At 70.8% G+C, this 21,299-nt stretch carries 20 protein-coding genes; 10 read left to right on the forward strand and 10 right to left on the reverse strand.

Translation table 11 applies throughout. From position 1 onward, the window contains the following. Positions 1-7: 7 nt before the first annotated feature. Positions 8-415, reverse strand: coding sequence for a hypothetical protein (locus ACIBJB_RS21970; RefSeq protein ID WP_398932786.1), 408 nt, complete (start codon positions 413-415; stop codon positions 8-10). A gap of 688 nt (positions 416-1,103) precedes the next feature. Here ACIBJB_RS21970 and ACIBJB_RS21975 point away from each other — a divergent pair. The 4 genes from ACIBJB_RS21975 to ACIBJB_RS21990 all read left to right on the forward strand — a co-directional run bounded on the left by ACIBJB_RS21975 (position 1,104) and on the right by ACIBJB_RS21990 (position 4,917). Next, positions 1,104-2,018 (forward strand): MBL fold metallo-hydrolase, encoded by a 915-nt coding sequence (locus ACIBJB_RS21975; RefSeq protein WP_398932787.1) that lies wholly within the window; start codon positions 1,104-1,106, stop codon positions 2,016-2,018. A 22-nt stretch (positions 2,019-2,040) separates the two neighbouring features. Beyond that, the gene (locus ACIBJB_RS21980; protein WP_398932788.1) at positions 2,041-3,534 is read left to right on the forward strand and encodes a carboxylesterase/lipase family protein; all 1,494 of its coding nucleotides are present in this window, start codon (positions 2,041-2,043) and stop codon (positions 3,532-3,534) included. Between the two features lie 60 nt (positions 3,535-3,594). Further along, the gene (locus ACIBJB_RS21985) at positions 3,595-3,978 is read left to right on the forward strand and encodes a RidA family protein (RefSeq protein ID WP_398932789.1); all 384 of its coding nucleotides are present in this window, start codon (positions 3,595-3,597) and stop codon (positions 3,976-3,978) included. 228 nt (positions 3,979-4,206) lie between these two features. Then, positions 4,207-4,917, forward strand: a complete 711-nt coding sequence (locus ACIBJB_RS21990) for a hypothetical protein (RefSeq protein WP_398932790.1) — start codon at positions 4,207-4,209, stop codon at positions 4,915-4,917. Between the two features lie 124 nt (positions 4,918-5,041). On the opposite strand, the gene ACIBJB_RS21995 is transcribed toward ACIBJB_RS21990, so the two are convergent. Beyond that, complete coding sequence (locus ACIBJB_RS21995) at positions 5,042-7,624, reverse strand: YfhO family protein (protein WP_398933040.1); 2,583 nt, start codon at positions 7,622-7,624, stop codon at positions 5,042-5,044. 183 nt (positions 7,625-7,807) lie between these two features. Here ACIBJB_RS21995 and ACIBJB_RS22000 point away from each other — a divergent pair, with 183 nt between their 5' ends. Continuing rightward, the gene (locus ACIBJB_RS22000; RefSeq protein ID WP_398932791.1) at positions 7,808-8,245 is read left to right on the forward strand and encodes a carboxymuconolactone decarboxylase family protein; all 438 of its coding nucleotides are present in this window, start codon (positions 7,808-7,810) and stop codon (positions 8,243-8,245) included. Here the strand turns inward: ACIBJB_RS22000 and ACIBJB_RS22005 are convergent. Continuing rightward, the gene (locus ACIBJB_RS22005; protein WP_398932792.1) at positions 8,232-10,709 is read right to left on the reverse strand and encodes an alpha-L-arabinofuranosidase C-terminal domain-containing protein; all 2,478 of its coding nucleotides are present in this window, start codon (positions 10,707-10,709) and stop codon (positions 8,232-8,234) included. The genes ACIBJB_RS22000 and ACIBJB_RS22005 overlap by 14 nt on opposite strands. 138 nt (positions 10,710-10,847) lie before the next feature. Here ACIBJB_RS22005 and ACIBJB_RS22010 point away from each other — a divergent pair, with 138 nt between their 5' ends. Continuing rightward, a complete protein-coding gene (locus ACIBJB_RS22010; protein ID WP_398932793.1) occupies positions 10,848-11,342 on the forward strand; it encodes a DUF6314 family protein in 495 nt (164 codons plus the stop codon). 31 nt (positions 11,343-11,373) lie between these two features. On the opposite strand, the gene ACIBJB_RS22015 is transcribed toward ACIBJB_RS22010, so the two are convergent. The 3 genes from ACIBJB_RS22015 to ACIBJB_RS22025 form a co-directional block, all read right to left on the reverse strand. Continuing rightward, positions 11,374-11,967 (reverse strand): histidine phosphatase family protein, encoded by a 594-nt coding sequence (locus tag ACIBJB_RS22015; protein ID WP_398932794.1) that lies wholly within the window; start codon positions 11,965-11,967, stop codon positions 11,374-11,376. 73 nt (positions 11,968-12,040) lie between these two features. Further along, positions 12,041-12,481 carry a GNAT family N-acetyltransferase gene (locus ACIBJB_RS22020; RefSeq protein WP_398932795.1) on the reverse strand — a complete coding sequence of 147 codons (441 nt, stop codon included), beginning with the start codon at positions 12,479-12,481 and terminating at the stop codon, positions 12,041-12,043. Positions 12,482-12,498: 17 nt separating this feature from the next. Next, on the reverse strand, positions 12,499-13,962 hold the full coding sequence (locus tag ACIBJB_RS22025; RefSeq protein ID WP_398932796.1) for a PLP-dependent aminotransferase family protein: 1,464 nt from the start codon (positions 13,960-13,962) through the stop codon (positions 12,499-12,501). On the opposite strand from ACIBJB_RS22025, the gene ACIBJB_RS22030 reads away from it, so the two are divergent. Next, positions 13,961-14,872 carry a DMT family transporter gene (locus ACIBJB_RS22030; RefSeq protein ID WP_398932797.1) on the forward strand — a complete coding sequence of 304 codons (912 nt, stop codon included), beginning with the start codon at positions 13,961-13,963 and terminating at the stop codon, positions 14,870-14,872. The genes ACIBJB_RS22025 and ACIBJB_RS22030 overlap by 2 nt on opposite strands. Before the next feature lie 94 nt (positions 14,873-14,966). Continuing rightward, the gene (locus ACIBJB_RS22035) at positions 14,967-15,167 is read left to right on the forward strand and encodes a DUF1918 domain-containing protein (protein ID WP_037715145.1); all 201 of its coding nucleotides are present in this window, start codon (positions 14,967-14,969) and stop codon (positions 15,165-15,167) included. Here ACIBJB_RS22035 and ACIBJB_RS22040 read toward each other — a convergent pair. After that, entirely contained in the window at positions 15,136-16,395 is a 1,260-nt protein-coding gene (locus ACIBJB_RS22040) for a glycoside hydrolase family 10 protein (RefSeq protein WP_398932798.1), read from the reverse strand. The two genes, ACIBJB_RS22035 and ACIBJB_RS22040, sit on opposite strands and share 32 nt — an antisense overlap. Before the next feature lie 182 nt (positions 16,396-16,577). On the opposite strand from ACIBJB_RS22040, the gene ACIBJB_RS22045 reads away from it, so the two are divergent. Continuing rightward, positions 16,578-17,453 (forward strand): 3-hydroxybutyryl-CoA dehydrogenase, encoded by an 876-nt coding sequence (locus ACIBJB_RS22045; RefSeq protein ID WP_387727736.1) that lies wholly within the window; start codon positions 16,578-16,580, stop codon positions 17,451-17,453. A 210-nt stretch (positions 17,454-17,663) separates the two neighbouring features. Next, positions 17,664-17,921, forward strand: a complete 258-nt coding sequence (locus ACIBJB_RS22050) for a hypothetical protein (protein WP_057614266.1) — start codon at positions 17,664-17,666, stop codon at positions 17,919-17,921. Positions 17,922-17,955: 34 nt separating this feature from the next. Here ACIBJB_RS22050 and ACIBJB_RS22055 read toward each other — a convergent pair whose 3' ends face one another. From ACIBJB_RS22055 to ACIBJB_RS22065, 3 genes are all read right to left on the reverse strand, one after another. Further along, the gene (locus ACIBJB_RS22055) at positions 17,956-18,495 is read right to left on the reverse strand and encodes an NUDIX hydrolase (RefSeq protein WP_037715720.1); all 540 of its coding nucleotides are present in this window, start codon (positions 18,493-18,495) and stop codon (positions 17,956-17,958) included. A gap of 74 nt (positions 18,496-18,569) precedes the next feature. After that, positions 18,570-19,910: a transcriptional regulator gene (locus ACIBJB_RS22060; RefSeq protein ID WP_306984057.1), complete on the reverse strand. Its 1,341-nt coding sequence runs from the start codon at positions 19,908-19,910 to the stop codon at positions 18,570-18,572. A gap of 204 nt (positions 19,911-20,114) precedes the next feature. Further along, on the reverse strand, positions 20,115-21,200 hold the full coding sequence (locus tag ACIBJB_RS22065; protein WP_398932799.1) for a PP2C family protein-serine/threonine phosphatase: 1,086 nt from the start codon (positions 21,198-21,200) through the stop codon (positions 20,115-20,117). Between the last annotated feature and the right edge of the window lie 99 nt (positions 21,201-21,299).

The raw sequence follows: 21,299 nt of genomic DNA on the forward strand, positions 1-21,299 counted from the left end.
GTGGTCGTCAGGTGCCGGTGGACGTGACCGAGACGGTGAGTCGGCTCTCGAAGGACTTCTCCCGTCGGTCGAGCATGCTGTCGAAGGTGCTGGCGAGCCTGTGCAGTTCGTCGTCGGGGCCGGTGAGCGCGAGGCGTTCGTGCGGGTGCTGTTCGCTGATCCGGCGGGCGATGTCCGTCATGGCGGGGACCGGTGCGAGGGCCCGGCCGGCGAGCCACCAGCCCATGAATCCGGTGAGCAGGGCGATCAGTGCCGGCCCGATCCCGGACCAGAGCAGCAACTGCTGGAGAACCGTGTCCTGCACCACGCGCACGGTGCGGTCGGTCAGCCGGAGGCCGATGGCGTCGGCCGGCAGTCGCGGCGGGGCGAACTCGTAGCCGTAACAGACGTCAGGGCCATCGGAACGCGGGGGCACACGTCTTCCGTGGCCGCCCGGTCGCGGACGGATGCGACCACTTCTAGGCTCCGGACCTGCTGCGCCGTCCCGTAGCGGGCTCATCCGCACAGGCGGTGACCCTCACCCGTGTCCGTGGTGATGGCGTCCGGGTTGCCGAGCTTGACGCGCAGTCGGCTGACGGTGGCACGGACCGCGCTGGTGCGGGGGGTTGAGATTCTCGTCCCAGGACGATGCCGCCCAACTCAGGACGACCGGTGGCGACTTCGGGGCGCGGCGGCTCAACGCTCCGTCCGCTCGTTGAGTCTGCTGCACACCTCGTTGCCCGTCACCACCGGCAGGTCCGGTCGAGGATCAGCACGTCGTAGTCGGTGAATGCGCACATGCGCTCGGCCTCGTCGCCCAAAGGCAAGCCGGCACCCCGGCAGAACGCACTACCGGGCAGCCGGACATCCTTGCTTTTCGCTGATCGGCAGGTCGTCGAAGCCGCCGACGTGAAAACCGCGGCGGCCACCGCGCAGGACACGACCGGCAAGCGGCCCGATACGGACCCGGCTCCGGCCTCGTGACCGCAGAGAGGTCGGCATCTGCATAAGGGGAAAGGCCTGTTCTCAGAGCTGTACACACAGGTGCAGTCACGTGACGGATACCGTGCCCACCGGGGTCGCTCGTACGGTTGAGTAAATCCCCCGAATTCCAAGGAAATCCCATGGAACAGATCACCCTCGGCAATGTCTCCATCACCCGGGTATGGGAATACTACGGTTCCGTCGAAATGACGCCCGACACCTTCTTCCCGGAAAGCTCGAAGGAAGTCTGGGAGAGCGGTACCGACTGGCTGGCCCCGCATTTCGTGGATTCCGAGACCAACATCGTCAATTCCGCGATCCAGACCTGGCTGCTGCGCAGCGAGGGCAGGACGATCCTGGTCGACACCGGCGTGGGCAACCACAAGGAGCGTCCCTACGCCCCGGTCTGGAGCCACCGCGAAACGGACTTCCTGGCCAACCTCGCCCGGGCCGGTGTCCAACCGGAGGACGTGGACATCGTGATCAACACGCATCTCCACATCGATCACGTCGGCTGGAACACCTACCTGGACGGCCGGAGCTGGGTGCCCACCTTCCCCAACGCCACCTACCTGATGCCGAAGGACGACTTCGACTTCTGGAACCCCGAGAACGGCCACCAGCCGCTGCTCGGCCGCGGCAACCAGAACGTCTTCGAGGACAGCGTGGCCCCGGTGCACCAGGCCGGCCTGACGCACCTGTGGGAGAACAGCCACCAGATCGACGCGAACCTGCGCCTGGACACGGCTCCCGGGCACACGCCCGGCTCCTCCGTGCTGACTCTCACCTCCGGCGCGGACCGCGCGGTGTTCGTCGGCGACATGCTGCACAGCCCGGTGCAGATCCTGGAGCCCGACGCCAACAGCTGCTTCTGCGAGGACCCCGCCGGCGCCCGCGCCACCCGCCGCAAGGTGCTGGGCTGGGCCGCCGACAACAACGCGCTCGTGATCCCCGCGCACCTGGGCGGGCACGGCGCCACCGAAGTCGTACGCGAGGGAAGCACCTTCGCCATCAAGGGCTGGGCGCCCTTCACCCCGTACACCGAGCAGGGCTGAAGCCCGCGGAGAGGCACCAGAGATGAACCACCACCCCGAACCCGTCGTGACCACCGCGCAGGGAGCCGTGCGCGGTCTGCGCCGGGAGGACGGCACCGCCGCCTTCCTGAACATCCCCTATGCCGCCCCGCCCCTGGGCGCCGGCCGCTTCGCGCCGCCCGAGCCGCACGAGCCGTGGGACGGCGTACGGGACGCCAGGGTCCCCGGACCCAACGCGCCGCAGTCCGAGCGCAAGCTCGGCAGCATCGACATGGCCCCCTACTTCGGCACCGGCTGGAGCCGGGGCGAGGACTACCTCACCGTCAACGTGTGGACGCCCGCCGTCGCGCGGAGCGACCTGCCGGTCATGGTGTTCGTGCACGGCGGCGGATTCGTCGCCGGATCGACGCGGTCCGCGATGTACGACGGTTCCGCCTTCGCCCGCGACGGCGTCGTCCTCGTCACGCTCAACTACCGGCTCGGCATCGCCGGGTTCCTGGACCTGCCCGGAGCCCCCGCCAACCGCGGTCTGCTCGACGTCGTCGCCGCGCTGCGCTGGGTGCGGGAGAACATCGCCGGGTTCGGCGGTGACCCGGACAACGTCACGCTCTTCGGCCAGTCGGCCGGGGCGACCATCGTCGGCGGCGTCCTCGCCACCGCGGAGGCCACGGGTCTGTTCCGCAGGGCGATCGTGCAGAGCGGCAGCGGCCTGGGCGCGTTCAGCACCGAGCAGGCAGCCCGCGTCACCGCCGCGGCCGCCGAGGCCCTGGGCATCGAACCGCACGTCGACGCCTTCGCGGACATCTCCGACGAGCGCCTGGTCGAGGCCGCCTCCCGGCTCGCGGGCATCGACCTGCGGACCGAGACCCACGGCGACCCGCTGATCGGCCTCAGTCCCTTCAGCCTCGTCCTCGACACCCAGCCCGCCGCATCCGTCGCCGCCGGCCTCGCCGCCGACGTCGACCTGCTCGTCGGCACCAACACCGAGGAGGGCAACCTCTACCTGGTCCCGGTGGGCAAGTACGCCAGCTCGACCGCAGCCGACGTCGACGAGGCGGCGGCGCGCTCGCACCCGGATCCGGCGCGGCTCGTCGAGACCTACCGCAAGTCCCGCCCCGAGGCCTCCTACGCGGAACTGCGGTCCGCCATCATGGCCGACGCCCTGTTCGGCGCGGGCAGCCGCGCTCTGGCCGGCGCCCATGCCGCCCATCCGGAGTCCGCCACCTACGCGTACGAGTTCGCCTGGCGCTCCCGGGCCCTGGACGGAGAGCTCGGCGCCACCCACGCGGTCGAGCTGCCCTTCGTCTTCGACCTCGCGGACCGGCCCGAGCTGAACGGCCCCGGCGCCCTGCTCGGCCCCGACAAGCCCCCCGCGGATCTCGCGGACCGCATGCACGAGACCTGGATCCGGTTCGCCGCCACCGGCGACCCCGGCTGGGACCCCTACGACACCGAGCGCAGGGCCACGATGCACATCGACGCCGAGTGGACCCAGATCGACGACCCCCGCAGCCGGGAACGACAGGCCTGGACCTGACGCCCGTATGTGCTTTGCCTGCTCACCCCTTCAGGGATCACCACCGCTTCAAGGAACCCCGTGACCAGAACCGTCATCACCACCGAGAACGCCCCCTCTCTCCCGGCCCCGCTCTCCCAGGGCATCCGCAAGGGCCCCGTCCTGCAGGTCTCCGGACAGCTGCCCTTCGACCCCGACACCGGCGCGGTCGTCGGCGCCACCGTCGCCGAGCAGACCGCACAGGTCCTGCGCAATGTCACCGCCGTGCTCAAGGCGGCCGGCGCGGGCCTGGAGGATGTCGTCATGCTCCGCGTCCACCTCACCGACCCCGCCCACCTGCCCGAGCTGAACGAGGCGTATGCCGCGGCCGTCGGCGAGCCCTTCCCCGCCCGCACCACCGTGTACATGCAGCTCCCGCCGGGACTCCTCGTGGAGATCGACGCCCTGGCCGTGCTGGACGACTGACACAGCCACAGAACAAGGCTGTTCCGGCGCGGTTCAAGGGGAACCGCGCCGGACCAGCCGGCCATCCCGGAGAGCGGAAAGGGGGAGGACAGGATGGACGGCCGTCTGTCGAAGGCGTGCATCAACCTGAGAGTTGTGCCGACGGACCTGCTGGACGCCCTCTGCTCCCTGTCAGGATGCCCCTCGCCACCCCCAGGCGCTCATCCGGCACGTCGCGTCCACGAGCGCGTGCTCCGCACTGCGGCCGCGCTGCCGCCGGGCGCGCTGCAACCGGGCGACGTGAGCGCGGCCACCGAGGTACGCGCCGGCCTCCTGAACGCCGACGTACCGCCCGCGGCCGACGCGGGCGCCCGCTGCATCCAGCACACGGTCGACGACCTGGGCCCAGCGGGCCTCTGGACGCTGGCCCGCGACACCGGCATGACCCGCGACGACCTCGCATGGGGCGCTGCCGCGACCCTGGCGCGGGAACGCCTCGCACAGCCCGACCCTCTCGACGAACTCGCCGCGCAGGCCATCGTGGACGAACTCGCCGAACGGACCCCATGCCGGTGGGGCCGTCAGCACACCGACGCGGTTCGTGCCGCGCTGTACCGGACTCTGGCCGACCTCACCGACGTCCTCCTGGAAGTGTCGGAGTCCACCCCGACCCCCCTCCACTGGACCACCGACGACCACGCAAGGCGCGCCTCGGCCCTGATCGGCGGAGTGGTCCACGACGTGGTGGTCCGGCAGGCGGAGAACGCACCCTCCGCCGCACAGCCCGTCTGGCACCACCCTTCGGCCCCTGCCGCGAGCACCGCCTGGCAGTGGCGGATCACCAACGGATCGGCCGGCCGTGCCTCCCACGGCTGCGGGCCCTTCCCCTCCGCGCTCGCGGCACGGCACGCCGCGGAGTGCGCGATCACGGCACTCGCCGCCGGGAGATGCAGTCTGTGAAGGGCGCGACAATTCGTTCGGTTCTCGGAGTACGACACCGACCGGGCCCTGAGCAGATGACGGGACGGCCAGGGGCAGCGGGAAACGATCCGGGGCACCGACGGAATTCTCTGATCAGCGGCGGTCACACCCTCCGCCGACGCAGGGCCCCGAACACCCCGAGCCCGGCGAGAGCGACGAGCGCACCGCCCCCGACCGCCGTCCCCAGCCGCAGACCGGGCGGATGGAAACTGCAGGTGACACTCGACGAGGTGCCGTCGAGCGGCACGGCGATCAGCCCGTGGTACTCCTTCGCGGGTACGGCGGCCGCGTCACCGGCGGCGCAGCGCCAGCCGGCGATCCGGGGTGCGGCGACGACGGCGACGCCCTTGCTGCCCGCCGGGAGCTGGGCGCGGACCGTGCCGCCGGAGCCGGAGACGGTCACCTTGGTGGCGCCGGTGGCCTTGAGCTGTCGGACGACGGTGTGCAGGCGGCCGGTGTCCAGGCAGCCGACCGCCTGGTCCGGCACGACGCCCAGCCGGTTCGCGGACAGCTCGATCGTGAGGCGCCCGGAGTCCGGGACCGTGCCGAGCCGCTGCATGGCGGCGATCTTGGTGAGGGGCCGCCAGTCGGCCCGGAACCGTCCGGTCAGGCCGTGTGCGGAGGGTCCGGCGAGCCGTGCCGTGCCCGCGAAGTACGGCGCCCAGAGGTAGACCTCGCTGCCCGCCCGGCACTGGGCGGTGATCGTCGCCCTGGCACCTATACGGACTCCCTGCCGCCGGTCGGTACTGCGGTACGGCCGCTTGCCGGCGCCGTTGAGGACGGTGACGCGGGGCAGGGTGTAGACGCGGGCACCCAGCAGCAGCTCCTGGTTGCGGTACGGCGACGGCCCGAAGGCACCGGTCGCGGCGGACGGCCGTACCGTCACCAGGGGCGGGACGTCCTCGCGGGTCACGGTCTCCCCGGTGCCGTCCTGGGGGAACCAGTTCTGATGCGGGTCCGGCGGGGAGTGCACCCGGGCGCCGACGGAGAAGAGGACGTCCGTCACCGCGTTGTCCAGGCTCTGGAGGCTGCGGCCGCCGGAGGTCCAGCCGCCGCCGAGGGCGGTGAGCGTGCTGCTGAGCACGGCGGAGGTGTGGCTGCTGTAGTACTGGGCGCCCTGCCCGCCGACCTCCAGCGGGTCGTTGCCGACGGTCGGTTCCCGGCCCGGGTCGGTGCGGTAGCGGGGCCAGCCGTCGGCCTGCGCGATCGCGTCCGCCTGCTCCTGCTGGCGGTCGCCCCAGGGGGCGTAGTCGTCCATGTGGCCGAACCGCATCCGGGTGGCCACGGCGTCGGTGGCGGTGGCCTCGCCCAGTTGCGCTCCGACGAGCAGTACGGCGGCGAACGCCACCGGGGCCATGCGCAGTACGGGCCGCTTGCGGTCGAGCAGGATCAGCCCGAGCAGCGCGCCCAGGGCCGCCATCAGGAACACCGGCCAGGCGAAGGAACGGACGAGCCCGCTGCCGCTCGCGACGACCGCGATCAGCGCGAGCAGTCCGGCCGCCGCGCCCAGGGCCCGCCGGTCGAGGGGGCCGTAGGAGAGCGTGTGCCAGGCGGCGATCACCAGCAGTGCGCACACCACGAAGGTCTGGCGGTACGAACTGCCCTGCGGGGCGGCGAAGGCGTGCCAGAGCAGATGGGTCGGGCCCCACTGCATCGACAGGGTCACGACGAGCACCAGCAGCGGCCACCCGGCGCGCACCCGGCGGGGTGCGGCACGGTGGAAGGGCAGGGCGAGGGCGAGCAGCAGGGCCGTGGTGCCGACGAAGAGGGCCGGGGAGCCGAAGCTGTACGTCGTCGGCAGCAGCCGGGCCAGCAGATCCTGCGTGCCCACCGGAGCGAACCGGGTGAACCGGCCCTCGGAGGCGTGCGCGCTGCCGAAGTAGACGACCGTCACCAGAGGTGCGGCCAGACCCATGCCGAGCGCGAAGGTCAGGACGGCCCGGCCCGCGACGGTGAGCCTGCGGCGGCGGGGCAGGTCGGCCAGCCACAGCCGCAGCAGGAGCACCAGAGCGGCGGCGAGGGTGGCCATGTACGCCGTGTAGAAGTTGGCGATCCACGCGGCCGTCACGACCAGCACCCCGACGAGCGGACGCCGGCCGCTCAGGATCCACTCGCCGACCAGGCACAGCAGCGGCAGGGCGATCAGCCCGTCGAGCCACATGAGGTTGTACGAGGCGGTCGCCACGGTCCAGCCGCACAGGGCGTAGGACGCGCCCAGCAGGCCTGCCGCCCACCAGCGTCCGGGACGCAGCCTCAGCAGCAGCCAGGCCATGGCGGCACCGGCGCACGCGATCTTCAGCACGGTGATCATGTACACCGCGAGGTCGATCTCGTCCCTCGGGAACACCGCCACGAGCAGGGCGAACGGGCTGGTGAGGTAGGTGCCGAGGTCGGGCAGGAAGCTGGTGCCGAATCCCGACTGCCAGTTGACGAGGAGCCCGCCGGTGCTCCGCCCGTGCAGCAGGTCCCACAGGTGCGCGTGGAACGGCACGTACTGGTTTCCCAGGTCGTTGACGTTCCGGGTGCGCGGCCCGAAGGGATAGCTGCGGGCGACGGCGTCGGCAGCGCACAGTACGACGACGGTGATCGCCGCGGCCAGCAGAGCGGCCTGCCCCGGTCCGGGCGGCGGCCGCTCACCTATGTGCTCGTCCGCGGTCTTCGGTTCGGGCGGGATGGTCGGTCGCACGCCCTGTGTGCTGGTCAATTCAAGCCCCCGTCCGGGGCGTTCACCCCGTGCGTTGTTGCTGCGCCGATTTAGACGAGGGGTGCATACGGTTGGTTGTCCGACCGCCGATGGCGGTGAGGTGAATTCCGTACGACCCGGAAGCCAACGGCTGCCGAGGGGGACGTACGGGCGGAGGGAGTCGACATGAGCGAGAGCACCACCCGCGAGGAGCGTTTCGCGCGCGGCCTCGAGATGCTGGGGAGCGTCAATCCGGAGGTAGGACAGCTGGTCGTCGACTCACTCGCCGACATCAGCCCGGAGATGAGCCACCAGGTCATCGCCTGGGGCTTCGGCGAGATCTATTCGCGCCCGCAACTGGCGCCGCGCGACCGCCAGTTGGTCACGCTGGGCATGCTCACCGCGCTCGGCGGCTGCGAGACCCAGCTGGAGGTGCACATCAACACGGCCCTCAACGTGGGCCTGACCCCCGAGCAGATCGTCGAGGCACTGTTGCAGTCGGCCGGGTACTGCGGGTTCCCCAGGGCGCTGAACGCCACGGCCGTGGCGAAGAAGGTGTTCGGCGAGCGGGGGCTGCTGCCCGTCGGACAGCAGCCCGCCGGCCCGTCGGCTACCTCTGCCTGATCCTCAGGAAGGTGACCGAGTTCGCCGGGAAGGTGTACGAGAACTTCCCGGCGACTCCGTCGAAGGTGGACTGCACCGGGGCGACCGCGGTCGCCGTCTCACTGTTCACGGCGTCCGGGCCGGCCGCCAGGGTGGTCACCCGGGCCCTGGAGGCGACCTTGGCGCCGCCGAGGTCGATCGCCGTGCGGGCCGCCGCGTTCTGGGCGTTGACGACCTTGACGATCAGGTCACCGGTCTTCTGGTCCTTGGTGACCACCTGGCGGAACGGCTCGGCCGGCTTGTCGTCGGTGAAGCTGCCCCACTCCTGTCCGTCGAGGTAGAGGGTCACCTGGCGGCCGCGCACCTTGACGTCGATGTCGTAGGTACGGCCGGTCTCGACCGACCCGGCCTTGGAGATCAGCGTCGACTTGCCGCCGTCCACGGCCTGTTCGACGGCGGACTGGGTGTTGTTCCAGCCGCCGATGTTCCACCAGTAGTAGTTGCCGGTGTCCTTGACGCCGAAGGCGACGAGGAAGCCCTCCTTGCCGGCCTTCTTGGTGGCCTTCGCCTTCAGGTCGTAGTCGTGCCAGGACGGGTCACCCGCCGAGACCATGGTGTTCTCGGCGTTCACGTCCGTCTGCACGTACTGCCCGTCCTGGACGCTCCAGCTGCCGCCACCGGTGTGGGTCCACTGCGAGGCGTCACCGCTGAAGTCGTCGGTGAGCAGGGTCTTCCCGTCGGCTCCGGTGACCTGCACATCGTCGTACGCCGCCGTCGTCGCCCACGTCGAGAGGCCCACGGCTCCGGTGATCGGGGCGAGCAGTGAGGGCGTGCCGGTGGCCGTCGAGGGCACCACGCGGTCGCCGACGTTGGTCATGAACAGCTTCTGGACCTCGTAGTTGGCGGAGTTCCAGGAGGCGTGGTTGTTGAACCAGATCAGGTCCGGGCGCCACTGGACGTAGTCCTCGTTGGCGAACAGCGGGGCATAGGAGGCGAGTTTGACGACGTCGGCGTTGCGCTCCAGGCCCGTCATGAACGCCGCCTCGGTGAGGGCGTTCTTGAAGGTGTTGCCCTGGGAGGCGTACTCGCCGAGGAAGACCTTCGGGCCGCTGCGGTCGTAGGAGTCGTAGCGGTCGTTGTTCTGCAGGAACCACTGCGGGCTGTTGTAGTAGTGCTCGTCGACCATGTCGACCTTGGCGTCCTTGTTGAGCTGCCAGGCCGTGTCGAAGGTCGAACCGGAGTCGTCCGGACCGGAGTTGGAGATGACCTGGATGTCCGGGTACTTCGCCTGGATGGCGGCGCGGAACTCCTTGAACCGGGCGAAGAACTCGTTCGGCAGGTTCTCCTCGTTGCCGACCTCGATGTGGGTGAGGTGGAAGGGCTTGGCGTGGCCCATCCTCGCCCGCACCTTGCCCCATGTGGAGTTCGCCGGGCCGTTGGCGAACTCGATGAGGTCGAGGGTGTCCTGGATGTGCCGCTTGAGCAGTGCCTCGTCGACGACGGCCTTGTTCTGACCGCAGCCGGTCACCAGGGCGGGGACCACGGGCAGCGGCATGGCGCCGATGTCCTCGGAGAGGCGGAAGTACTCGTAGTAGCCGAGGCCGTAACTCTGGTTGTAGCCCCAGAAGTTGGCGTTGGTCGCGCGCTGCTCGACCGGGCCGACGGTGTCCTTCCACTGGTACGAGCGCTTGCGCTGCCAGCCGGAGGCCGCGCTGTAGTCCTCCATGGACCCCGTGTTCACCAGACAGCCGCCGGGGAAGCGCACGAAGCCCGGGTGCAGGGCGGCGATCTTCTCGGCGAGGTCCTTGCGCAGGCCGTTGGGTTCACCGCGGTAGGTGTCGCGCGGGAAGAGGGACACCATGTCGAGGGCGGCCGCGGCGGAGGAGGCCACGGTGAGGCGGCCGTTGCTGCTGGTCCTCGTCGCGGTGAAGGTGGCCTTGTACTGGGCCCAGCCGCTCTTCGTCACAGCCACCTCGCGGGCGGTGGCGAGCGTTCCGTCGGTGTCCTGCAAGGAGACCGTGAGAGCCGTACCGGCGTCAGCGCGGGCCCACACCGAGAAGTCGTACTTCTTGCCCTCGTCCACATGGATGCCGGTGTTGTATCCGGCGTTGGTGACGGACGAACCGGCAGTCAGGGAGAGGTAGGTGCGGTTGCGCTCGTTGAGGCTGCCGTCGTCGCTCACCACCTGGCCGGCGCCGGAGACCGTCCACGAGGTCAGCGGGGTGTATGAGGAGTTGTCGGCGGTGGAGTACTCGAAGGACCGGTTCTGCAGGAGCTCGGCGTACAGACCGCCGTCGGCGGCCCGGTTGATGTCCTCGAAGAAGACGCCGTACATCGTGTCGTCGATCTTCGCGCCCTTGGCGGCCGGGTCGACGGCGATCGCGTAGTCGGTGACGTCCTCGGCATGGGCGGGGGCGGGGACCAGACCGGCGGCCACCAGGAAGGCGGTGGCACCGAGACCGAGTCTCCAGCGGGTGCGTGACATGAATACTCCGCGGCTCTGTGTCGAAGGTGACGTTCGAAATATCAGACGATGATCAGCACTTCGAACGGCAAGATAGGGAGGGTGTCGGGGAGCGTCAACGGGTCGCGCGGGACCGAAAGTGTCGGAAGTGAGGGACGGATGGGCGAGTTCTGGCCAGTGGTGGATGTGCTGGCGTATCTGGCCGGGACCTGGCGGACCGAGCGAACCGTGCGGGATCTGGCGAGCGGAGACGAAGGGGAGTTCTCCGGTACGACCGCTTTCGGCCGACTGGAGGGCGGTGGGCTGCTGTCCCAGGAGTCGGGCGTCTTCGTCTGGCGAGGCGTCCCGCGCCCCGCGGAACGGACCCTCCGCTTCCTGCCGGGCGGGACACCGGGTACGGCCGACGTCCGCTTCTCCGACGGGCGCCCCTTCAACCGCCTGGACCTCACGTCCGGGCATCAGGTCGCCGACCACCCCTGCGCCGCGGACCTCTACCGCGGCGAGTTCGGCGTCCTGGACGCGGACCACTGGCGCACGGTCTGGCGGGTCGGCGGCCCGGCGAAGGACCTGGTCCTGACGACCGACTACACGCGTGAGACCGCCGGCGGCCACCGGTACAAGGCGGCCGACGGCTCAACGGGCACCCGCACATGACGGCCGGCGGCCCACCACGCCGAGCCCCTGGTCACGTCCTCGCAGGCTGGGCCGGGGCACCCTCGAAACGGAGGCTCCAGCGGCCGGCCCTGCCGGTCACGGTGGTCGCCGACAGAGGACGTACGTCGATGTTCCAGTAGGTCGACGGCGGGGCCTTCAGCGCGTACACCAGCGCGGCCCGGATCACGGCAGGCTCGGCGACGGCGACGACCCGGCCGCCGTCCTCCACCGGCCGGGTGTCGAGCCACTCCCCCACCCGCGAGATGAAGGTCAGCAGCGACTCGCCGCCGTGCGGGGTCGCCCGCGGGTCGGCGAGCCAGGCGTCCACGGACTCCGGCTCGCGGGCCATCGCCTCGCCGAGGGTCAGCCCGCGCCAGCGCCCCATGTCACAGTCGCGCAGAGCGAGTTGGACCAGCGGGGAGTACCCGAGGGCGTCCCCGGTGGCACGGCTGCGCGGAGTGGGCGAGCAGTACCGCAGTTCGGCCGCCGCGAGCGGCAGCAGGGCGTGCGCCACGCCCAGCACCTCGTCCCAGCCGGCCTGGTCGAGCGGACGGTCGTCCTCGAAGCGCTCGGCGAGCAGCGAGGAGCTGCGCGCGGCGGCGACGAACGTGACCCGAAGTTGCATGCGGCGATCGTGAGCTGTGGAAGTGCGCAGGTCAAGAGGCGTTACCGGGGAGTTACCCAGGGTGCGCCGGGGCTCACTGCCCGAAGACGAGCGCCATCCAGTGACCGGGATTGGCGAGCGGCGCGAACCCGAGCTTCTCGTACACCTCTTGGGCGTCGTGGGTGGCGAGCAGAATGCGTTTGAGGCCGTACGGCCGCAGGTGCTCGCGCACCGCGCCGACCAACGCCGTACCGATCCCCTCGCCCCGCACCGACCGGTCCACGTACACGTCGCACAGCCAGGCGAAAGTGGTCAGGTCGGTGATCACGCGGGCATAAGCCACCTGATCCCCTGATTCCACCGTGTACACCCCGAAGTTGAGCGACCCGGCGATCGCCCGGTCCTGCTTCTCCCGCGGCCGGCCGATCGCCCAGTACGCGTCGGTCGACAGCCAGTGGTGCACCCGCCCGGCGTCGATGCGGTCGGGGTCGGTGGAGATCTCGTAACCCTCGGCGAGGGGCGGGGTGTCGGTCATGGGCGTGACGTTGGCAGTCACGGACGGCGGAGTCGAGCGTTTTTCGCCGGGAGCACCTCGTCACAGGCCGTGCGGAGGCGCCATACCCCTTCCGCGATCTCCCCCGCTCCGGCCACCGCCGCAAAGCTCAACCTGACATGGCCCGCCGGGGGTTCCGCGCTGAAGTACGGGCGGCCGGGGGTGATCGCGACGCCCGCGCGCAGGGCCGCGGCGGTCAGCGCGGTCTCGTCCGTGCCGTCCGGGAGGCGGAGCCAGAGGTGGTAGCCGCCCGACGGGATGTGCGGGAGGGCAAGTTCGGGCAGGTCGAGGCGGAGGGCGGCGGTCATGGCGCCCCGGCGGGCCTTCAACTCCGCCGAGACCGTGCGCAGATGACGGGGCCAGGCCGGGGAGCCGACGAGTTCCAGGGCCGCTTCCTGGAGCGGGCGCGGGACGAAGAAGGTGTCGACGATCTGGATCGCGCGGAGCCGCTCCAGCACCGGGCCACGGGCGGCGAGCGCGCTCACCCGGAAGCTGGGCGAGGTCGCCTTGGTCAACGAGCCCACATGGACGACGACTCCGTCGGGATCGTCGGCGGCCAGCGGACGCGGCAGCGGGCCGGCGTCCTCGTGCACGAGCCGTCGTACGAAATCGTCCTCGACGACGAAGGCGCCGGCCTCGCGGGCGATGCGCAGCACTTCGCCCCGGCGCTCGGGGGCCAGCACCGCGCCGGTCGGGTTCTGGAACAGCGGCTGGCAGACGAACACCCGGGCGCCGGTCGCCCGGAAGGCGTCGGCGAGCAGGGCCGGTCTCACGCCGTCCGCGTCCACCGGGACGGGGACGGGCCGAAGGCCGGCGGAGCGCGCGATCGCCAGCATGCCCGGATAGGTGGGCGACTCGACGAGCACGGGCGCACCGGGCGGGGCCAGTGCGCGCAAGGCGGTGGTGAGCGCTGACTGGCCGCCCGCGGTGATCAGTACCTCCGCGGCCGTGACGGCGCCGCCGATGGTCCGCGCGAACCACTCGCGCAGTTCCGGCAGACCCTCCGTCGGCGGTCGGCCCCAGGCTCCGGGGCGGCGGCCCGCGCGGGCCAGGGCCGCGGACATGGCGCGCTCCGGCTGCAGACCGGGGTGCAGATAGCCGCCGTTGAACTCGACCACCCCGGGCGGCGGAGCGGCCAGTGAGACCAGGACACCCGACGCGTCCACCGAGCGCGGTACGAGGTCGGCGGCGCCGTCCGCGCTGAGCGCGACCTCCTGCCAGGAGGTGTCCCCGGCCGGAGCGGCCAAGGGGCACGTCGCCGCCCGGAAGGCACCCGCGCCCGGCCGTGTGACCACCAGCCCCTCGGCGGCGAGCCGGCCGAGGGCACGCGAGACGGTCACCGGGCTGACCCTGAACCGATCGACCAGGGCCCGGCTCGACGGGAGCTTTCCACCGGGAGAGTAGCGGTCGAGCTCTCGCCGCAGCTGTTCTGCCAGTTCGGTGACGCTGCTACTCTCGTGCATGAGAGCACAGAGTAGCGCTACCGCGCCGACCGGGATAGCGGTCACCGCTCCCACCAAGAGCTTCGGCACCCTCCAGGCCGCCCTCGGCGTCGCCGCCTTCTCCCTCACCTTCCCCGCCACGGCGTGGGGGCTCGAGGGCTTCGGGCCCTGGTCCCTCGTCGCGGTGCGCAGCGTTCTCGCGGCCCTCGTCGCCGCGGGCTGTCTGTCGGCGCTGCGCGTCCCGATGCCGAGCCGCCACGACTGGCCGGGGCTCGCCGTCGTCGCCGTCGGCGTGGTGGTCGGCTTCCCGTTGCTGACCACGCTCGCCCTGCAGACGTCGACCACCGCGCACGCCGCCGTCGTGGTGGGGCTGCTCCCCCTGACGACCGCGCTGCTGTCGGCCCTGCGCATGGGCACCCGCCCCTCGCGCACCTTCTGGACGGCCGCCCTCGCGGGCGCGGCCGCGGTGGTCGCCTTCACCGTGCAGCAGAGCGGGGGCGCGCTGACCACCGCCGACCTGTATCTCTTCGCCGCGCTCCTGGTGTGCGCCGCGGGCTACACCGAGGGCGGCCGGCTGGCCCGGGTCATGCCCGGCTGGCAGGTCATCGCCTGGGCGCTGGTGCTGTGCCTGCCGATCGGCGTGCCGGCGGCGGTGCTCGCGCTGTCGTACGAACCGGTGCACCTCACCGCGCACAGCGTCGCCGGGCTGCTGTGGGTGGCGGTGGGCTCGCAGTTCCTCGGCCTGGTCGTCTGGTACCGGGGCATGGCGGCGATCGGGATCCCCAAGGCCAGCCAGTTGCAGTTGGCCCAGCCCCTGCTCACACTGGTGTGGTCGGTGCTGCTGCTCGGCGAGCACCTGACGGTGGCCGCCCCGCTGACGGCCGCGGCGGTGCTCGTGTGCATCGCCGTCACCCAGCGGGCGCGGGGCTGAACGGCGCGCACGCGCCGGTCCCAACCGGGCCCCCGCGCCGTAAAATCAGGGCCACGGACCGCTGCTCCCGCTCTTGGTGAGGAGGCCCCAGACGATGCGTGCAACCGTGGGCGACCAGCTTGTCCAGCACGGCAGGGTGGTCGGACAGCAGGACAAGGTCGGCGAGATCGTCGAAGTGATGGGTCAGGAGGGCAACCCCCCGTACCGCGTCCGCTTCGAGGACGGGCACGAGGGCGTGTGCTCACCCGGCCCCGACACCGAGATCAGGCACCGGTTCCAGCAGATGGGCCGGTGACACGGCGCGGGGGAGCCGTCGGCACCTGGTAGTGGTCGGCGACCACCCGCGCCATCGCCCCGATCGGATCCGAGGCGAGTTCCCGCGCGGCGAAGAAGACATGTCCGCGCACCTGCTTGTGGTCGCGCGCGAGCGTGAGGTGCCGGGACAGTTCCGCGGGGTCCTGCCAGGCCGCGGGCTGCGCCGGGTCCCCGGCCTTGTAGAGGGCCTCGCCCAGGTACAGCTTCGTCCTGCTCCCCTGCGCCTGCCTCGCCCACCAGGGCACCAGCTTCGCGTAGTCGGCGGCGGCGAAGCCGATGTTCCAGTAGAGCTGCGGCACGAGGTAGTCGATCCAGCCCTCGCGCACCCACTTGCGAGTGTCCGCGAAGTTGTCGTCGTACGACTGCACACCCGCGCGTGTGTCCGAGCCGAGCGGGTCGGTGGCGGCGTTGCGCCACACTCCAAAGGGGCTGATGCCGAACTGTGCGGTGGGCCGGATCCGCTTGATGCGGGCGGCGGTCTCCAGGACCAGCTTGTCGATGTTGTCCCGCCGCCAGTCGGCCCGGTTCGCGAAGGCGCCGCCGTACGCGTCGTAGGCCGCGTCGTCGTCGAAGGTCTGGCCGGCCACCGGGTACGGGTAGAAGTAGTCGTCGAAGTGGACCGCGTCCACCGGGTACCGGTGCACCGCGTCGAGGATCGCGTCCTGGACGAAGGCGCGGACCTCGGGCAGACCGGGGTTGTAGTAGAGCTTCCCGCCGTACGTCACCACCCAGTCCGGGTGCCGGCGGGCGGGGTGGGAGGCGACCAGCCGGGTCGGGTCGGCGTGGTTGGCGATGCGGTACGGGTTGAACCAGGCGTGCAGTTGCAGGCCCCGCCGGTGCGCCTCGGCCACGGCCGTGCCGAGCGGGTCCCAGCCGGGATTCTGGCCCTGGGTCCCCGTGAGGTACTGCGACCAGGGCTCGTACGGCGAGGGCCACAGGGCGTCGGCGGTGGGCCGTACCTGGAACATCACCGCGTTCAGACGGTCCGCCGCTGCCCGGTCGAGGTGGGCGATCAGCTCCGCGCGCTGCTGTGCGGCGGTCAGCCCCGGCTTGGACGGCCAGTCCCGGTTGGACACGGTGGCGAGCCACACACCCCGCATCTCGCCAGTCGCCCGCCTCGGATGCCGCGGTGCCGCCGCCGCTCCCGAGGCCGAGGTCAAGGTCGACAGCGCGGCCAACGCGAAGGCCCGGCGCGACAGACGCCCCATGTGCACACTCCCCCAACACCATGGATCCGCTCGGTCACGGATCGTCTCCGCGCCCCAGAATGCCCGACGGATGACGGACCCAGACGATCGATCATCGATACTTGGGAGTAACGTGCACGAACGGAGCAGGAACCGGACGACGGCCGACCTGCCACCAGGTGAAGATCAGCGAAAGGGACGAAGTGACGGACTTCCCGGCGGGAGACATCGCGCGCGTCGGAGTGGTGGGCTGCGGCCAGATGGGGGCGGGCATCGCCGAGGTGTGCGCCCGCGCCGGCCTGGACGTGAAGGTCGCCGAGACCACCGGCGAGGCCCTGGAGATCGGCCGCACCCGGCTGTTCAACTCCCTGACCAAGGCCGCCGAACGCGGCAAGATCACGGCCGACGAGCTGGCGGAGACGCAGGCACGTCTGAGCTTCACCACCGACCTCGGCGAGTTCGCCGACCGCGACCTGGTCATCGAGGCCGTCGTGGAGAACGAGCAGGTCAAGACCGAGATCTTCCAGGTGCTCGACCAGGTGGTGACCCGCCCGGACGCGATCCTGGCCTCCAACACCTCGTCCATCCCGCTGGTGCGCCTCGCGGTCGCCACCTCGCGGCCCGACCAGGTCGTCGGCATCCACTTCTTCAACCCGGCCCCGGTGCAGAAGCTCGTCGAGCTGATCCCGGCGCTCACGACGTCCGAGGGCACGCTGGCCCGCGCCCAGCAGTTCGCCGAGAAGCTGCTCGGCAAGCACGCGATCCGCGCCCAGGACCGCTCCGGCTTCGTGGTCAACGCGCTGCTGATCCCGTATCTCCTGTCCGCGATCCGGATGTTCGAGTCGGGCATCGCGAGCCGCGAGGACATCGACAACGGCATGGAACTGGGCTGCGCCCACCCGATGGGCCCGCTGAAGCTGTCCGACCTGATCGGCCTGGACACCGTCGCCTCGGTCGCCTTCTCCATGTACGAGGAGTACAAGGAGCCGCTGTACGCCGCTCCCCCGCTGCTCCAGCGCATGGTCGACGCGGGCCGGCTCGGCCGGAAGTCCGGCTCGGGCTTCTACACCTACGACTGACCCGCACCCTGTCCGTTCCAGGGTGCTGATGACACAGTGCTACGAACACGGGCCCGGCACTCCTCCGAGTGCCGGGCCCGTGTCATTCACACACCGTGTGCGCGCCGGGCCCGCATATGCCCGTCGCACACTCTCCCCACGCGCCCACCAGGCGAGTTGACTCTTCATGCGCATGCAAGGGATGTGACGACTACGGAAAGGAGCGGACCTGTGACCGCCGAACCGGAGCATCCCGTGATCCATGGAGAACTCGCAGAGTTACGACGCCGCCTCGATGTCGCGTACGCACGCGTCGAGGGAGGCCTCGCTCTGCTCAGTCACCGTACGGAGGAGACGGACAAGGAGATCGACGATCTGAGCGCACGGATCATCGCCCTGGAGCACGCCCGCTGGCCGCTGCCCGCGGTTGCGGCGATCACCGCCGTGGGCGCGCTCGTCGTGGCGATCTGGCAGGCCCTCGGCCACTGAGGCTTCGGGACGCTCGGGTGGGGGATCAGGGTAGCTAGGTGTCCTGACCGAGCCTCAGATGGTGCAACAGGAGTAACGCGGCCGCCATGTTGGCGGCCGGGACCTCCCCACGGGCGACCATGTCGGGAACGAGCTTCAGGGGGACCCATTCCCGGCGGTCCGACTCGAAGTCGTCCACGGGGTGCCCGATGTACTCGCCCTCGTCCGCCCAGTAGATGTGGTGCCGGGCGTCGGTGAGCCCGTTGGAGGGCTCCACGCTCATGAGGTGCTGGAGCGGGCCCGGTCGCCAGCCGGTCTCTTCCTCGAGTTCCCTGGCGGCCGCGACGGCGATGTCCTCGCCGTCCTCGACCACACCCGCGGCGAGTTCCCAGCCCCAGCTGTCGGTGATGAAACGGTGGCGCCACAGCAGGAGCACCTCGTTGGCCTCGTTCACCACCGTGGCGACGGCGACCGGCCGCAGTCGTATCAGGAAGTGGTCGAGATGCCGGCCGTCCGGCAGCTCGACATCGGCGAGATTGACGCTGAACCAGCGGTTTTCATACACAGTTTGTTCGTTCTGTTTCGTCCACTGCACGGTTCTGCCACCTTCCGTCGAGTAAGTGGCAATATCGCAGCAGGGACTGTGACTGTCGGCGTACGCGTGCCCTCCTACAGCGGTACGCGCAGTGCGCCGTCGATCAGTTCGGCTGCCTCGGCGGTGCCCGCGCAGCCGCTGCGGACCAGGTGTTCGCGGACCGCTCTGAGTCTGTCGCGCAGGCGCTGGGACTCCATTCCCCGGGCCTGTTCCGCCATCTGTACGGCGGTGGCCACCGCCTTGTCGGCGTTGCCCTGACGCAGTTCGATCGTGCTGAGCATGGCGAGGCGGTGCACCCGGCCCCGGTCGTGGGCCGGGTTGTCTACGGCGGCCGCGGCGTGCGCGGCCGCCGCCGCGAGCTCGCCGAGGCTGAGGAGCGCCTCCGCCACCTGCACGTTGACGAGGCCCGGCTGGACATAGCCGGTCTCGTCGGGCTCGTATCCCCGCCGGATGCGTTCGGCGGCCTGCTCGGCCCGCCGGATGCAGGACAGCGCGGTCGTACCGTCGCCGAGGTGGGCGTACGCCTTGGCCTGCATCGCGTAGAGATCGCAGGCGAGCGCCGGGGTGATGTGCTTGCCGGCCGCCCGCAGCGCGGCCTCCGCGAAGGCGACGGCCTGACGGTACTCCCGCATGAACAGGGCCTGGTTGACCAGCAGCGCGATGACATACGCGCCGAGTCCGCGGTCGCCGCTGGCCTTGGCGAGCCTGAGGGCCTGGTGGAAGTAGCGCTGGGCGAGGCCGTGGGCGTCGGAGTCGTAGGCGCAGATCCCGGCGACGGCGACCAACCCGCCGGTGGCGCGGTGCAGTTGGCGGCCCGTCTCGTCGGTGTAGCTGCCGCGCAGCAGCGGGGCCGCCTCGGCGTTGAGGAAGCCGACGATCCGGGTGCGGGTCGCTATGCCGCCGGCCTTGCGGTACATCTGCTCGTAGTGGGTGCGGGCCGCGCGGAGCATCGCGATGTCGGAGTGGGTGACCCGGTGCCGGCCGCCTCGGGAGACGTCGACGTCCTCGGGCGGGTTCTCCCACTCCCACACCGGCATGACCGCGGGGGTACCGGTGACCGCGGGGGCGCCCAGGATGTGCGGGCGCTGCTGTTCGTCGGAGCGCCACAGGGCGGTGGCCCGCTCGACGAAACCGGACAGCGAGGTGCCGTGCGGGGCGGAGGGTTCGCCGGGCACGCCGAGGCCGATGTCGTCGAGGGTGACGGGGCGTTGGAGCCGCCCCGCGAGCACCTCGCAGATCAGGTCGGGCACCTGACCGCGCGGGCGCTGGCCCTTCAACCACCGTGCCACGGCGGTGTGTTCGTACCTGAGCGCGAGGCCGCGTGCCCTCCCGGCCTGATTCACATGTGCGGCAAGCCCGGCGTGCGAGATCCCGGCTTCGTCGAGGATCGCGTCGAGCAGAGTGTTGGGCTGCATATATGCCCCCCGGGTGGCTCGGTGCCGTCAGATTAGTGGGTTCGTCTTCACACGGGGTGTGAACGGAGTGCTCGAATCCGCAGCGTGTGCGCACTGTTGCGGAGAGTTTCCGCCCGGTTGACTGAAATACCTCGCAAGAGGCCGGCCGGGCCGCCGGCTCCCCCTCGTACAGTGCGGTGGCCCGGCCGTGGGCTCGACCGGGGTTCAGGTGAGGTGTGTTGTCGGCTGCGGGTGCGTTGTGGCTGGTCGCGCAGTTCCCCGCGCCCCTGAGGTGGATTGGCGTTGACGGTCGTTTCTCAGTACCAGTAAGGCCACGTCGTCCTTGGGTGTGCCACCCGCATGATCCAGCAGGGCTGTGAACACTGTGCCCAATACCGCCTGAGGTGTGGCTCGCACAGCCTCCTGGAGCACCGTGGGCAGAGAAAAGAACCGGCCATGAGCATCCCTGGCGTCCTCGGCACCGTCCGTGTGCAGGACCAGCGTCTCCCCCGTCAGCAGATGACCGCACTCCAGCACCGGCAGTTCGCAGGGCAAGGGGAACAGGCCGAGAGGGGGCAGGGGGTCCGCGCAGGAGAGTGGCTCGACCACTGCGCCACTCACCAGGTACGACCAGGGATGGCCGCAGTTCAGTGCCCGCAGCTCGCCGTCCCCACCGATCTCCAGCAGCAGTACGGTGACGAACTCCTCGGCGACCGTGCCGTCCCGTTCGGCGCGCTCGCGCAGGTGCCGGGCGAGCGCACGGTCCAGTCTGCGCAGCACCCCGGCCAGTTCCGGCTCGTCGTGGACGGCTTCGCGGAAGCTGCCGAGGACCGCGGCGGCCGTACCGATGGCGGCGAGGCCGTGGCCGCGGACATCGCCCATGACGACCCGTACCCCGTGTTCCGTGGCGACGGCCTCGTACAGGTCGCCGCCGATGCTGGCGCCCCGGTCGGCGGACATCTGGGCGGCGGCCACGGTGAGTCCGTCGATGCGCGGGGGCAACGGCCGCAGCAGCGCGCTCTGGGCGGCACCCGCGACCTGGCGGGCCTGTCTGAGCTCACGCAGCAGGGCGCGCCGGACATGGATGATCAGTCCGGTGCCCACCGCGAAGAACACGGCGCTGCTGGCGACCCGCGCGGCCAGGCCGTTCTGCTGCGCGAGCGGGCAGGTCAGCTTGTACGTGACCGCGACGGCACCCCACACGGTGGGCAGCCCGAGCGTGAGCACGCGGCGCGTCTTCCGGTGGCCTCTGCGGACCACGAGGCGAGCGGCACGCCCGACACGAGGCACCGCAGCCCTCAAGCACATCATGCCGATGGCCCCCCAACTAGGCCCTGCACACGCAATCGGACCGACCTCGAAAGGCCGGTCCGATTCTGTCGACCACATGGGCCAAAAGGGCCAGATCGC

It is taken from the genome of Streptomyces sp. NPDC050759, from assembly GCF_044456945.1.
GTDB lineage: Bacteria > Actinomycetota > Actinomycetes > Streptomycetales > Streptomycetaceae > Streptomyces.